At 57.4% G+C, this 13,208-nt stretch carries 13 protein-coding genes; 8 read left to right on the top strand and 5 right to left on the bottom strand.

Annotation, left to right across the window (positions count from 1 at the left end; all coding sequences use genetic code 11):
• Positions 1–260: 260 nt before the first annotated feature.
• Both ACRCWW_RS05995 and rnz read right to left on the bottom strand, forming a co-directional pair.
• Positions 261–1,265: a chemotaxis protein gene (locus tag ACRCWW_RS05995; RefSeq protein WP_438681593.1), complete on the bottom strand. Its 1,005-nt coding sequence runs from the start codon at positions 1,263–1,265 to the stop codon at positions 261–263.
• Positions 1,266–1,328: 63 nt separating this feature from the next.
• Positions 1,329–2,249: a ribonuclease Z gene (rnz, locus tag ACRCWW_RS05990; RefSeq protein WP_438681592.1), complete on the bottom strand. Its 921-nt coding sequence runs from the start codon at positions 2,247–2,249 to the stop codon at positions 1,329–1,331.
• Between the two features lie 48 nt (positions 2,250–2,297).
• Here rnz and ACRCWW_RS05985 point away from each other — a divergent pair, with 48 nt between their 5' ends.
• The 8 genes from ACRCWW_RS05985 to menE all read left to right on the top strand — a co-directional run bounded on the left by ACRCWW_RS05985 (position 2,298) and on the right by menE (position 10,189).
• A complete protein-coding gene (locus ACRCWW_RS05985) occupies positions 2,298–2,756 on the top strand; it encodes a GNAT family N-acetyltransferase (RefSeq protein WP_438681591.1) in 459 nt (152 codons plus the stop codon).
• A gap of 47 nt (positions 2,757–2,803) precedes the next feature.
• Positions 2,804–3,109 (top strand): stress response protein ElaB, encoded by a 306-nt coding sequence (elaB, locus tag ACRCWW_RS05980; protein WP_438681590.1) that lies wholly within the window; start codon positions 2,804–2,806, stop codon positions 3,107–3,109.
• An 82-nt stretch (positions 3,110–3,191) separates the two neighbouring features.
• Positions 3,192–4,481, top strand: a complete 1,290-nt coding sequence (menF, locus tag ACRCWW_RS05975; protein ID WP_438681589.1) for an isochorismate synthase MenF — start codon at positions 3,192–3,194, stop codon at positions 4,479–4,481.
• A gap of 78 nt (positions 4,482–4,559) precedes the next feature.
• Complete coding sequence (menD, locus tag ACRCWW_RS05970; protein WP_438681588.1) at positions 4,560–6,230, top strand: 2-succinyl-5-enolpyruvyl-6-hydroxy-3-cyclohexene-1-carboxylic-acid synthase; 1,671 nt, start codon at positions 4,560–4,562, stop codon at positions 6,228–6,230.
• Entirely contained in the window at positions 6,227–6,988 is a 762-nt protein-coding gene (gene menH, locus ACRCWW_RS05965) for a 2-succinyl-6-hydroxy-2,4-cyclohexadiene-1-carboxylate synthase (protein ID WP_438681587.1), read from the top strand. Before menD ends, menH begins: the two co-directional genes overlap by 4 nt.
• A 14-nt stretch (positions 6,989–7,002) precedes the next feature.
• On the top strand, positions 7,003–7,860 hold the full coding sequence (gene menB / locus ACRCWW_RS05960) for a 1,4-dihydroxy-2-naphthoyl-CoA synthase (RefSeq protein ID WP_330982544.1): 858 nt from the start codon (positions 7,003–7,005) through the stop codon (positions 7,858–7,860).
• Positions 7,860–8,825: an o-succinylbenzoate synthase gene (menC, locus tag ACRCWW_RS05955; RefSeq protein WP_438681586.1), complete on the top strand. Its 966-nt coding sequence runs from the start codon at positions 7,860–7,862 to the stop codon at positions 8,823–8,825. The genes menB and menC overlap by 1 nt, the downstream gene beginning before the upstream one ends.
• Entirely contained in the window at positions 8,822–10,189 is a 1,368-nt protein-coding gene (gene menE, locus ACRCWW_RS05950; RefSeq protein WP_438681585.1) for an o-succinylbenzoate--CoA ligase, read from the top strand. The genes menC and menE overlap by 4 nt, the downstream gene beginning before the upstream one ends.
• Here the strand turns inward: menE and ACRCWW_RS05945 are convergent.
• The 3 genes from ACRCWW_RS05945 to ACRCWW_RS05935 are packed head-to-tail and all read right to left on the bottom strand — an operon-like array spanning position 10,186 to position 13,068.
• On the bottom strand, positions 10,186–11,700 hold the full coding sequence (locus ACRCWW_RS05945) for a tripartite tricarboxylate transporter permease (RefSeq protein WP_438681584.1): 1,515 nt from the start codon (positions 11,698–11,700) through the stop codon (positions 10,186–10,188). The two genes, menE and ACRCWW_RS05945, sit on opposite strands and share 4 nt — an antisense overlap.
• An 11-nt stretch (positions 11,701–11,711) precedes the next feature.
• Positions 11,712–12,146 (bottom strand): tripartite tricarboxylate transporter TctB family protein, encoded by a 435-nt coding sequence (locus ACRCWW_RS05940; RefSeq protein ID WP_438681583.1) that lies wholly within the window; start codon positions 12,144–12,146, stop codon positions 11,712–11,714.
• Between the two features lie 10 nt (positions 12,147–12,156).
• Positions 12,157–13,068: a tripartite tricarboxylate transporter substrate binding protein gene (locus tag ACRCWW_RS05935; protein WP_438681582.1), complete on the bottom strand. Its 912-nt coding sequence runs from the start codon at positions 13,066–13,068 to the stop codon at positions 12,157–12,159.
• Positions 13,069–13,208: the final 140 nt, after the last annotated feature.

Below are 13,208 nucleotides of genomic sequence, written 5' to 3'. Positions count from 1 at the left end.
AAACGTGAAACAATTTATCCTGCCTGAGAAAAGAAAACGGCCCAAAGAAAGGACCGTTCGTATCTCAAAAACCCAGTATCCCGTTCACTCAAAGCATCTTAAGTGAACGGTGTTACGCTTCGGCGGGTTTTTTTATGCCCGGCGTCGAGGTAAAAGCAAAACGGTAACCTATGGGTTACCGTTTTTAGTTTGTTCTCCCTCTCCCTGTGGGAGAGGGGCGGGGTGAGGGCATCAGGCCGCACAGACCCCGGCAACACCCATCACACCGAATGCAAACGGCTAATTAAAGGCCCATCTTCATGATGTTCGGCGCGCTCCAGCACTTCCTTAATCACTGAAGACAGTTCGTTAATCTCAAACTTTGCCACGTAGCCATCGGCTTTCACTTTGCGGATATGATCTTCGTTGGCGTTGCCGGAGAGTGAGGAGTGAATGACGACCGGGATCGCCTTCAGACGCGGGTCGGATTTGATTTTGCGCGTCAGGGTAAAGCCGTCCATTTCTGGCATTTCGAGATCGGTTAATACCAGCGCGATTTTGTCCGTCACCGGTACACCTTCGGTTTGCGCTTCCTTCGCCAGCTTCTCAATGGTTTCCCACGCCTGTTGCCCGGTGACGTGCATTTTGGCCGGGATTTCCATCGCGTGCAGGCCTTTCTCCAGCATCGCACGAGCGACTTTTGAGTCTTCGGCAACAATCGCTGTTGCGCCCGGTTTGATGCTTTGCTTTGGCGCGGTCAGGCGAGTGGCATGCAGATCATGATCGGCTGGCACGATGTCATACAGGATCTGTTCGACGTCGATAACCATCGCCAGATTGTTGCTGTTTTTGTCGTTGTCGAGGCAGGCGATGCTGGTGATGTACTGTCCGTTCACCGCTTTCTCTGCCGTGTGAACCTGCGTCCAGTCGAGGCGAATAATGTTTTCGACGGACTCCACGGCAAACGCCTGCACGCTGCGGGCATATTCGGTGATAAGCAGGATATTCAGGCCGTTTTCAGATTTGCAGCCCAGTACCGACGGCAGGTCGATAACCGGGATAATCTGGTCGCGGATGTTCACCATGCCCATCACGGGCGCTTTAATGCCGGCAGGTTTGGTGAAGGAGGGCATTGGCACAATTTCACGCAGTTTGAAGACGTTGATGCCGAAGAGCTCAGATTTATCGCCCTCCATAGAGGAGCCTAAGCGGAACAGCAACAGTTCAAAACGGTTAGACAGGGTCAGGTTGGCCCTGTCGTCGATATCTTTCTGGAAATTATCCATGTAGCCCTCAGAGTAAAGAGAATGGCGAGTCTTTACTCTGTTATCGGCAAATACAGATAAAAGTTAAGCCAGACTGAACACGCTGAAATCTTCCGCCAGCTCGCAGGGTTCAAACACGCTTTTGCATTCCGCCAGCAGGCGCTGGCACCCGTGCCAGTCATAGCGTGAGCTGACATGAGTAATGATGAGTTTGCCGACATTCGCTGCGCGAGCCAGTTCTGCTGTCTGAACAGTGGAAGAGTGCCCACGGCTGTTGGCTTTTTCGGCCATCTCATTTTCCAGCGTGGTTTCATGCACCATAACATCCACGTTTTTCGCCAGAATAAGCGCTTCGGGGCAGGGGGCGGTATCACCGAAGATCGCAAGCTTGATACCCGGGGTGCTCGGGCCAAGGTAGTCGCGGCCATTAACGATGCGCCCATCCGGCATTTCTACCGTCAATCCTTGTTTCAGTTGCTGGAACAGTGGGCCTGCTTTAATGCCATCGGCAAGCAAACGTGCGGCATCTAACGGGCCGGGTTTATCGTGCTGCTCAATACGGTAGCCGTAGCACTCGACGGGGTGATTCAGCGGATACGCAGTCACTTTGAAAAAACCATCGTCAAACACTTCACCCGCGCTAATTTCTTCGATAGTCAGCGGATAATCAGTCCAGGAACCACTCAGGCGCAGTGCGGTTTCGACAAACTCTTTAATGCCTTTCGGGCCATAAATTGTCAGGGGAGAAGGATTGCCCTGCATCGAGCGGCTGCACAGCAGGCCCGGTAAGCCAAATAAATGATCGCCATGCAAATGCGTGATGAAAATTTTATCGAGCTTGCCCGGATGATGTGCCGTTTTCAGAAACTGATGCTGAGTGCCTTCGCCACAGTCAAACAGCCACATCTGTGAAACGGTCGGCTGTTGCAAATTCAGCACTATCGACGTCATATTACGGTTGCGGGTCGGCACGCCAGCGGAGGTGCCGAGAAAAATCAATTCCATCACACTCTTTCCTGATTTGTCAGAACACTCATTATAACGGAGCTTCATATGATTCAGTGGCAGGATCTTCATCATTCCCAACTGACCGTACCTCAGCTTTACGCCCTGCTCAAATTACGCTGCGAAGTGTTTGTGGTAGAGCAGACCTGCGCCTATCAGGACGTGGACGGTGACGATTTGGTTGGCGAAAACCGGCATTTGCTGGGCTGGCGTGACGGAGAGCTGGTGGCGTATGCGAGGATTCTGAAAAGCGAAGACGATTTTGACCCGGTAGTGATTGGCCGTGTGATTGTCAGCAGCGCAGTTCGGGGTGAAAAACTGGGTTACCAGCTAATGGATCAGGCACTCGCCAGTTGCCAGCAACACTGGCCGCAGAAGGCGATTTATTTGGGAGCGCAGGCTCACCTGCAACCGTTTTACGCGCACTTCGGTTTTATGCCAGTCACGGATGTTTACGACGAAGATGGCATTCCTCACATCGGCATGGCTCGGGAAGCGCAATCGTAAGTGATTGTCTATAGTTAGCGGACAGGTTTAACCAAGGAGAAAACGTAATGGCTTATAACGCTTATGAATCCCGTATTGATGATGACCTGGCGCTGTTAAGCGACACGCTTGAGGAAATTCTGAGTTCATCCGGCGATCCGGCCGATGAGAAATACATCGAACTGAAGCTGCGGGCAGAGCAGGCGCTCGATGATGTCAAAAACCGCATCAGCCAGGCTTCCGATACTTATTATTACCGCGCCAGGCAAGCCGTAACCCGTGCCGATGACTATGTTCATGAAAAAACCTGGCAGGGAATTGGTGTCGGAGCGGCGGTAGGGCTGGTGTTAGGCCTGCTGTTAGCGCGTCGATAAAAACTCGCTCCCTCATCATGGGTACTGCTATTTCGCGGCAGTACCCTCTATAATGTGTGGTTTTTATCAGAGGGAGATTCGCGTGTATTCCATTACCGCTGCGCTGGAAAATTTACAGGGTTTTCTGTCTGAGGAGTTCCCTGATGCGCCCGGCTCGCGAATCTTCGACACCGCTTTTCCCCTCAACGATGCTTTTGACCCCCTGAGCTGGCTTTGCAGTCAGCAAAACTATCCCCAGTTTTACTGGCAACACCGCAACGGCCATGAAGAAAGTGCTGCGCTGGGCGCTGTCTGTCGTTTCAGCTCTCTGACCCAGGCTAACGAGTTCCTGGCGAAAAAGCCTGTTGAGCTGCGTATCTGGGGATTAAACGCTTTCATGCCTGAACGTGGCGATCTGTTTTTGCCACGCCTTGAGTGGCGGCGCGATGCGGGAAAAGCCAGCTTACGTTTGACCCTTCACAGTGACACGTCACTGCGTGAAGACGCGCAACAGGCGCGTCAGTTTTTGGCGACGTTAAAGCCTGCCAGCGCATTGCCAGTGCTGTCGGGCGAACTTAAGGCTGAACGCCACTCCCCGGAAAAAGCAGGGTGGATTCGGTTGATTGAGACCGCAACCCGGACTATTGAAAGCGGTGAGCTGGATAAGGTGGTGCTGGCGAGGTCGACAGATTTGCAGTTTGCCGCATATCTGCACGCCGGGGCGATGATGGCCGCCAGCCGTCGGGTGAACCTCAATTGCTACCATTTCATGATGGCCTTCGATGCGCATGCGGCGTTTCTGGGCTCCTCGCCGGAAAGACTCTGGCAACGTCAGGGCGTTCAGCTTAAAACCGAAGCCCTGGCTGGCACCGTTGCCGGCCATCATGACGCTCGCCAGGCCAAACACCTTGCCGACTGGCTGATGCAGGACGATAAGAACCAGCGTGAAAATATGCTGGTGGTGGAGGACATCTGCCAGCGCCTGCATCAGGACGTCAGCGCGCTGGAAGTGCTACCACCCCAGGTCATCCGTTTACGTAAAGTGCAGCATCTTCGACGCGGCATTCAGGCTGAACTTGTTGAGCCTGACGACACTCGGTGTCTGCTTCAGCTCCAGCCAACCGCCGCGGTCGCGGGGCTTCCTCGCGAACAGGCGCGTCATTTTATTGAGCACCATGAACCCTTCACTCGTGAATGGTACGCCGGATCGGCGGGCTATCTCAGCCACGCCAAAAGTGAATTCTGCGTGGCGCTGCGTTCAGCAAAAGTCACGGAAAACGTGGTTCGCCTGTATGCCGGCGCGGGGATTGTGCGGGGATCAGACCCCGAACTTGAGTGGCAGGAAATCACCCAAAAAGCGGCAGGATTGCGTTCTCTGCTTCTTTCGGATTAGCACATAACCGACTCATATCAATAACCTGTCGCTATCGCTCATCTATAATTAATCACAAAATTGATACCGGACAATCTCATGTCAGTAAGCGCATTCAACCGACGCTGGGCGGCGGTGATACTTGAAGCATTAACCCGTCATGGCGTGCAGCACGTTTGCATTGCGCCGGGGTCGCGTTCCACACCGCTGACGCTTGCCGCGGCAGAAAATCGCGCACTGATTCATCACACGCATTTTGACGAGCGTGGGCTTGGGCATCTCGCCCTGGGGCTGGCAAAAGTCAGCAAACAGCCGGTGGCGGTAATAGTCACTTCCGGTACGGCAGTGGCAAACCTTTATCCTGCGCTGATTGAAGCGGGTTTGACCGGCGAAAAACTCATTTTACTGACCGCTGACCGCCCGCCGGAGCTTATCGACTGCGGCGCGAATCAGGCGATTCGTCAGCCGGGCATGTTCGGCTCTCATCCTTCCCAGACCCTTTCGCTGCCGCGCCCAAGCCAGGATATTCCTGCCCGCTGGCTGGTTTCCTCTATTGATAATGCGATGGGCAATGTCCACAGCGGTGGCGTGCACATCAACTGTCCGTTCGCGGAACCGCTGTACGGCGAAATGGACGAAACCGGCGCGGAATGGCAGCAGGCGCTGGGCAACTGGTGGCAAAGCGACAAACCGTGGCTGCGTGAAAGCCTGCATCTGGAAAGCGAAAAACAGCGCGACTGGTTCTTCTGGCGGCAAAAACGCGGCGTGGTCGTTGCCGGGCGCATGAGCGCTGCGGAAGGCAAGAAAGTGGCGGAATGGGCGCAGACTTTAGGCTGGCCGCTGATTGGCGATGTGCTGTCGCAAACCGGGCAGCCTCTGCCATGCGCAGATTTGTGGCTGGGCAACGCGAAGGCCGTCAGCGAACTGGCGCAGGCGCAAATTGTGGTGCAGCTTGGCAGCAGCCTGACGGGGAAAAGAGTCCTGCAATGGCAGGCGACCTGTGAACCCGATGAATACTGGCTGGTGGATAATCTGCCGGGAAGGCTCGACCCTGCTCATCATCGCGGACGTCGCCTGGTGTGCGATATCGACCGCTGGCTGGAACTGCATCCGGCGGAAAAACGCCACAGCTGGAGCGTTGAGATCCCGCATTTGTCAGGGCAGGCGTGGCTTGCGGTGGAAGCCGAACGTGAAACGTTTGGTGAAGCCCAGCTTGCTCACCGAATCACTGATTATCTGCCCGAGCAAGGACAGCTGTTTGTTGGCAACAGCCTCGTGGTGCGTCTGATTGATGCCCTGGGTCAGCTTCCCGCCGGATACCCGGTTTACAGCAATCGAGGGGCAAGCGGCATTGATGGGCTGATTTCCACCGCCGCTGGCGTACAGCGCGGCAGCGCGAGATCCACGCTGGCGATTGTTGGCGATCTTTCTGCGTTGTATGACCTGAATAGCCTGGCGTTACTGCGTCAGGTCTCTGCGCCGCTGGTGCTGGTGGTGGTGAACAATAACGGTGGGCAGATCTTCTCGCTGCTGCCGACGCCAGTGGAAGAGCGGGAACGCTTCTATACCCTGCCGCAAAACATTCATTTCGGGCATGCCGCGCAAATGTTTGGCCTTCGCTACCATCGCCCGGAAAGCTGGGCGGCGCTGGACGATGTCATGAGCAACGCCTGGCGTCAGCCTGTCACCACGGTGGTCGAGCTGGTGGTGAATGACACCGACGGCGCGCAAATGCTGCAACATTTGCTGGCGCGGGTCAGCCAGCTATGACGCTCCACGCTGTTGCCCTGGCTGGCGATGTAGATAAACCCTGGCTGGTTTTTCTGCACGGCTTTTCCGGTGATTGCCTGGAGTGGCAAGGTGTGGGCGCACAGCTTACTGGCTATTCTCGCTTGTATATCGATTTACCCGGCCATGGCGGGTCGGCTGATATTTTGGTCGCGAGTTTTGACGAAGTCTGCCGCGAGCTCCAGGTAACCCTCGCGAGTCACAACATCCTCAGCTGCTGGCTGGTGGGCTATTCGCTGGGCGGCCGAGTGGCGATGTATGCGGCCTCGCAGGCAAAACTTGTGGGCATTCGCGGGCTGGTTGTGGAAGGCGGGCATCCTGGGTTGCAGAGCGACGAGGCACGAGCCGAACGTCTGCAATCCGATTCTCAATGGGCAAAGCGTTTTCGCACTGAACCGCTGGCGCAGGTATTTGACGCCTGGTATCGCCAGCCTGTTTTTGCTTCCCTGAGCGAAAGAGAACGCGCCGAACTGGTCGCCTTACGTGCCGACAATAACGGCCCACGGCTTGCCGATATGCTGCTGGCGACTTCGCTCGCAGTACAGCCTGATTTACGCGCGGCGTTAAGCTCGCGCGACTATCCTTTCTGGTACTTATGTGGTGAACGCGATGCCAAATTCCGCGCCGTAGCGGAAGGTCTGGCCGCGTCTTATCACCTTATCCCTGACGCCGGACACAACGCCCATCGGGAGAACCCCGCTGCGGTGGCCGCGTGTCTGGCACAGATTCTGAACGACTGACGACAGGACACACTATGATCTACCCTGATGAAAAAATGCTCTACGCCCCGGTTGACTGGCAGGACTGCTCCGAAGGTTTTGAAGATATCCGCTATCAGAAATCTTCTGACGGGATCGCCAAAATCACCATTAACCGCCCGCAGGTGCGTAACGCGTTCCGTCCGCTGACCGTCAAAGAGATGATTCAGGCGCTGGCTGATGCGCGTTATGACGACAACGTCGGTGTGATTATCCTGACCGGCGAAGGCGACAAAGCGTTCTGCGCTGGCGGCGATCAGAAAGTGCGCGGCGATTACGGCGGATACCAGGATGACTCAGGTACTCATCACCTGAACGTACTGGACTTCCAGCGCCAAATCCGCACCTGCCCGAAACCTGTTGTCGCCATGGTGGCGGGATACTCCATCGGCGGCGGTCACGTGCTGCACATGATGTGCGACCTGACCATTGCGGCGGAAAATGCCATCTTCGGTCAGACTGGCCCGAAAGTGGGGTCTTTCGACGGTGGCTGGGGCGCGTCTTACATGGCTCGCATTGTGGGCCAGAAGAAAGCGCGTGAAATCTGGTTCCTGTGCCGCCAGTACGACGCGAAGGCCGCGCTGGACATGGGCCTGGTGAATACCGTGGTTCCGCTGGCCGATCTGGAAAAAGAAACCGTGCGCTGGTGCCGTGAAATGCTGCAAAACAGCCCAATGGCGCTGCGTTGTCTGAAAGCTGCGCTTAACGCTGACTGCGACGGTCAGGCCGGTCTGCAAGAGCTGGCGGGTAACGCCACCATGCTGTTCTACATGACCGAAGAAGGGCAGGAAGGCCGTAACGCTTTCAACCAGAAACGTCAGCCTGATTTCAGCAAATTTAAACGGAATCCGTAATGCGTAAAGCCCAGGTGTACCGCTGGCAGATCCCAATGGACGCGGGAGTGGTTCTGCGTGAGCGGCGTTTGAAAACCCGCGATGGGCTGTTTGTCTGGCTGCGCGAAGGCGAGAGCGAAGGCTGGGGCGAAATCTCGCCCTTGCCGGGGTTTAGCCATGAGACGCTGGACGAGGCGCAGGCGGCAACGGTCGCCTGGGTTAACGCATGGCGACAGGGCGATGACAATGCGCTACCGGAAATCCCCTCCGTGGCCTTTGGTCTGAGCTGCGCGGTGGCGGAGCTTAACGATGAATTGCCGCAAGAGGCGGATTACCGTGCGGCACCGCTGTGTACCGGCGACCCGGATGAGCTGTTTGCGGTGCTGGAAGCAATGCCCGGTGAGAAAGTGGCGAAGGTGAAAGTGGGGCTGTGGGAAGCGGTGCGAGACGGCATGGTGGTGAATTTGCTGCTCGAAGCCATTCCCGATCTCTCCTTACGCCTTGATGCCAACCGAGCCTGGACGCCGCTGAAAGCGCAGCAGTTTGCGAAGTACGTGAACCCTGACTATCGCTCGCGCATCGCTTTCATTGAAGAGCCCTGCAAAACCCGGGACGACTCACGGGCATTTGCTCATGAAACAGGCATTGCGATTGCCTGGGATGAAAGCCTGCGTGAAGCTGGTTTCACCTTCACCGCTGAACCGGGCGTTAAGGCCGTTGTTATCAAGCCTACGCTCACCGGCAGCCTGCAAAAGGTTCGCGAGCAGGTGGCTGCGGCGCATGCTCAGGGCTTAACGGCGGTGATCAGCTCTTCGATTGAATCAAGCCTGGGGCTTACGCAACTGGCGCGAATCGCTGCATGGCTGACGCCGCAAACGATGCCGGGGCTGGACACGCTAAGCCTGATGCAGGCGCAGTTGCTGCGTCGCTGGCCGCAAAGCGAGTTGCCGTGCCTGATGCAGGAGAGCCTGGAACCGCTGCTATGAATTTTCAGGACTGGCCGTGGCGACACTGGCGCGAGGTTCGCCCGCAGGCGTCCGCACTGCGTCTGGGTGAGGAGCGCCTCAACTGGCAGCAGCTCTGCGAGCGTATCGATTCGCTCGCTGGCGGTCTGGCGGAACAGGGCGTTTTACCCGGAGACGGCGTTCTGCTACGCGCCTGGAACAATCCTCAGACGCTGTTGGTCTTACTGGCGTTGCTTCAGTGCGGCGCTCGTGTGCTGCCGGTGAACCCTCAGCTGCCGCGCGAGCTGGTCGCGGCTTTACTTCCCCAGTTTTCATTGCGTCACGCTTTATTGCTGACGGACGAAGCGCCCTTTGACGCGCTTGCCTCTTTATCTCTCATACAAAGCAGTCAAACATCGGCAATAACCTGGCAGCCCGATTATCTGGCGACCATGACGCTCACCTCCGGGTCGAGCGGCCTGCCGAAAGCCGCCGTGCATATGTTTGAAGCGCATCTTGCCAGCGCAGAAGGCGTGCTGGCGCTGATGCCTTACGCTGACGATGACGACTGGCTGCTGTCGCTGCCGCTGTTTCATGTTTCCGGGCAGGGCATTCTCTGGCGCTGGCTGCTGTGCGGTGCGCGCCTGACGGTGCGCGAACATATGCCGCTGGGGCAGATGCTTGAAGGGTGCACTCACGCTTCGCTGGTGCCCACGCAGCTTTGGCGGTTGCTGCATGAAGAACAAACGCTTTCACTTAAGACCGTACTGCTTGGCGGCGCGGCTATTCCTGTTGAACTGGCGGAGCAGTCGCGTGCTCGCGGAATTCGCACGTTTTGCGGTTACGGCCTGACGGAGTTTGCCTCCACGGTCTGCGCGAAAGAAACGGACGGTGAAGCCGATGTTGGTTCCGCCTTGCCGGGGCGGGAAGTGAAAATCGTCGACGGTGAGATTTGGCTGCGCGCGAAAAGCATGGCATCAGGCTACTGGCGTGACGGCGGGCTGGTGCCGCTGACCAATGCCGAAGGCTGGTTTGCGACACGCGATCGCGGTGAGCTGAACGGCGATCGTCTGACGGTGCTCGGGCGGATGGACAATCTGTTTTTCTGCGGCGGTGAGGGCATTCAGCCGGAAGCGGTCGAGCGAGTGATTGTCGCTCACCCTGACGTCGAACAAGTCTTCATTGTGCCGCTGGAAGATACGGAATACGGCCAGCGTCCGGTGGCGGTTATCGAAGGGCGGGAAGGGTTTGAGGTAGAGCGCATGCCCGAGTGGGCGAAAGACAAACTGGCGCGGTTTCAGCAGCCGGTGTACTGGCTGCTACTGCCTGCCAGCCTGAAAACCGGCGGGATTAAAATCTCCCGCCGGGCGTTACAGGAGTGGGTCAACGCGTCGCTGCGCGCTTAACTGGCCTCCGCCGTGGCTTTCCGCTGGCGCTTGCGTACTACACGCAGCACCGGCGGGATCACAATGACCGCAATCGCCATCACCAGCAGCGTTTTCGCCACCCCGCTTTCCCACAGAATGTTCATGCTACCGTTGCTGATAGACAGCGCGCGGCGCAGGTTCTGCTCCAGCATCTCTCCCAGTACGAAGCCAAGGATCAGCGGCGACATCGGGAAGTGCATCTTACGCAGGATGTAGCCGAGTACCCCAAGCCCGACCATCAACACCAGGTCGAAGGTGGTGCTGTGAACCGCATACACGCCCACGGCGGAAACGGCAGCAATCGCGGGCACCAGGAACCACAGCGGGATAGTCAGCATGCGGGTGAACAGGCCAATCAGCGGAATGTTCATGATAAGCAGCATGACGTTGGCTATCAGCAGCGCCGCAATCAGCCCCCACACAATATCTGGCTGCTCAGTGAACATAGCCGGACCTGGCGTGATGTTGTAGAGCGTCAGCGCGCCCATCATCACCGCTGTCGTGCCGGAACCCGGAACGCCCAGCGTCAGCATCGGAATAAACGAGCCGCAGGCTGAAGCGTTGTTCGCGGCCTCCGGGGCCGCTACACCGCGAATATCGCCTTTTCCAAAGCTGTCGCTGTTGCCGCTGATTTTCTTCTCAGCCATATAGGTGATGGCACTGGCGATAGTCGCCCCGGCGCCTGGCAGCACACCGACAAAGAAACCGATCACCGAGGAGCGCAGCGTGGTGCCCACGCACTGTGACGCTTCTTTGAAGTTGAACAACATGCGCCCGGTTTTACGAACCAGCGTTTTGCCGCCGCTGGTGCTCTCCAGCATCAGCAGGATTTCAGACACGGAGAACAGGCCGATCACCACCACAATAAACTGCACGCCGTCGGACAAATGGACACTGTCGAAAGTGAAGCGATATACCCCGGTGTTGGCATCAACGCCCACCGTCGCCAGGCCCAGTCCGATCAACGCCGCCAGAAAAGATTTCAGCGGATTTTGCGCCATCATGCTGCCGAGGCAGGCGATAGCAAACACCATCAGGGCAAAGTATTCCGCCGGGCCAAACGCCAGCGACCACTGCGCCAGCGCCGGGGCAAACAGAATGATGCCCAGAATAGCAATCATCGAGCCCATAAATGAGCTGACGGCGGAAATGGACAACGCCACGCCACCGCGCCCTTGTTGCGCCATCGGATAACCGTCAAGCGCGGTCATGATGGCAGCCGCATCGCCGGGCACATTAAGCAGAATCGACGAGATACGCCCGCCATACTCACAGCCGATATAGACCGTTGCCAACAGGATCAGCGCTGATTCCGCAGGCAGGTGTAACGCGAAAGCCAGCGGCAACAGAATCGCCACGCCGTTGATCGGGCCAAGCCCGGGCAGCAAACCGACGATAGTGCCGACGAAGCAGCCAATCAGGGCGATCAGCAGGTTTTCCGGGGTCATCGCCACGGCGAACCCCTGTGAGAGATAAATCCAGGTATCCATCAGAGTCTCCGTCAGTTGAACCATGCGCCGAGGGGAAGGGTGACGTCCAGCAGCCGGTCAAAGGCGTACCAGAGCAGCAGGCCGAGTACCGCACCTGACATGCCCGCCGCAGGCAGCGTCGCGCCAAACAGCATGCCGACGATAGCGGTCAGAATGGCCGTCGCCAGCGGGAAGCCGAGCCACTCAAAGCCCCAGGCGTACATCAGCAGCACAATCACCATCACCACCAGCCGTTGCAGCACTTTGTGGTGCGGCCATTCCACCGCATCCGGGCGGCGTAACAGCAGGGCCACCGAACAGAACACCATCAGGCTGATAATGCCGAGCGGGAAGGGGCGCGGCCCCACCGGTTCATAGCTGTATTCGCTGTGGAGTTGCCAGGCCACCAGCAGGCCACCGAGGCACAGCAGCAGCCAGACTCCGGCAAAAATACGATCGCTCATCATCGCCTCCGGCTTATTTGGCGAGGCCAAAATATTTAGCCTGCTCGCGATATTCAGTCACCTGCTGCTTCACGTAGCTGTCCAGCTCTTTGCCGTTCATATTGAATTCAAACAGCCCGCGCAGGTCGCGCTGCTTTTTGAACGCTTCGGTTTGTTGCAGCTTCTGGAAGGTGTCCACCCACCAGGCGTACTCGGCATCGCTGACTTTTGGTCCGACGTAGAAGCCGCGAATAATCGGCCATACCAGGTCATAGCCTTGCTCTTTGGCGGTTGGCACATTGGCTAACTGGCCCGGCAGACGGTTCTCTGAAAACACGGCCAGCACGCGAATTTTGTCGCCTTGCAGATAAGGCACCATCTCGCTGAGATCGCCGGAAACCGCCTGCACATGGTTGCCCATCAGTGCCGTTACCGGTTCACCGCCGCCTTCAAAAGCCACATAGCGCATCTTGTGCGGGTCGACTTTTGCCTGCTGCGCGAGCTTCGCCGCCTTCATCCAGTCCTGGCTGCCGATGGATGCGCCCGCACCAATCACCACTTTATTGGGATCTTTTTCCATGGCGGTGAGCAGGTCTTTCAGCGTTTTCCACGGCGAGTCATTTCGCACGGCAATCATGCCGTAATCGGTGCCAACGCTCGCCAGCCAGCGCACATCATCGACGTTGTAACGGCCGAATTTTCCCTGAGAGAGGTTGAGCAGCGAGCCGCCTGAAAACGCCACCACGGTGCCCGCTTCACCAGGCCGCTGGGCCACGATGGCGTTGTAAGCCACGGCCCCAACGCCGCCCGGCATATAGGTCACTCGCATCGGTTTTTCGATAGCCTGGGTTTCCAGCAGGCTCACCTGAATCAGCTTACAGGTGAGGTCGAAGCCGCCGCCGGGTTTTGCCGGGGCGATACATTCGGTGCGCCCCGGCGCTTCCACCGTGTACGGTCCGGGGACATCATGAACACTTGTTCGGGGACATGGTAGACACTTACAACTAAGGCATAAGAACCCGTTTATGGAGTCGCTTATGCCCTGGGATGCGAGAGATACCATGTCATTACGTACCGAGTTTGTTC

Source organism: Scandinavium sp. (genome assembly GCF_051650185.1).
Taxonomy (GTDB): Bacteria; Pseudomonadota; Gammaproteobacteria; order Enterobacterales; family Enterobacteriaceae; genus Scandinavium.
This window is presented reverse-complemented; position numbering and strand designations above follow the sequence as displayed.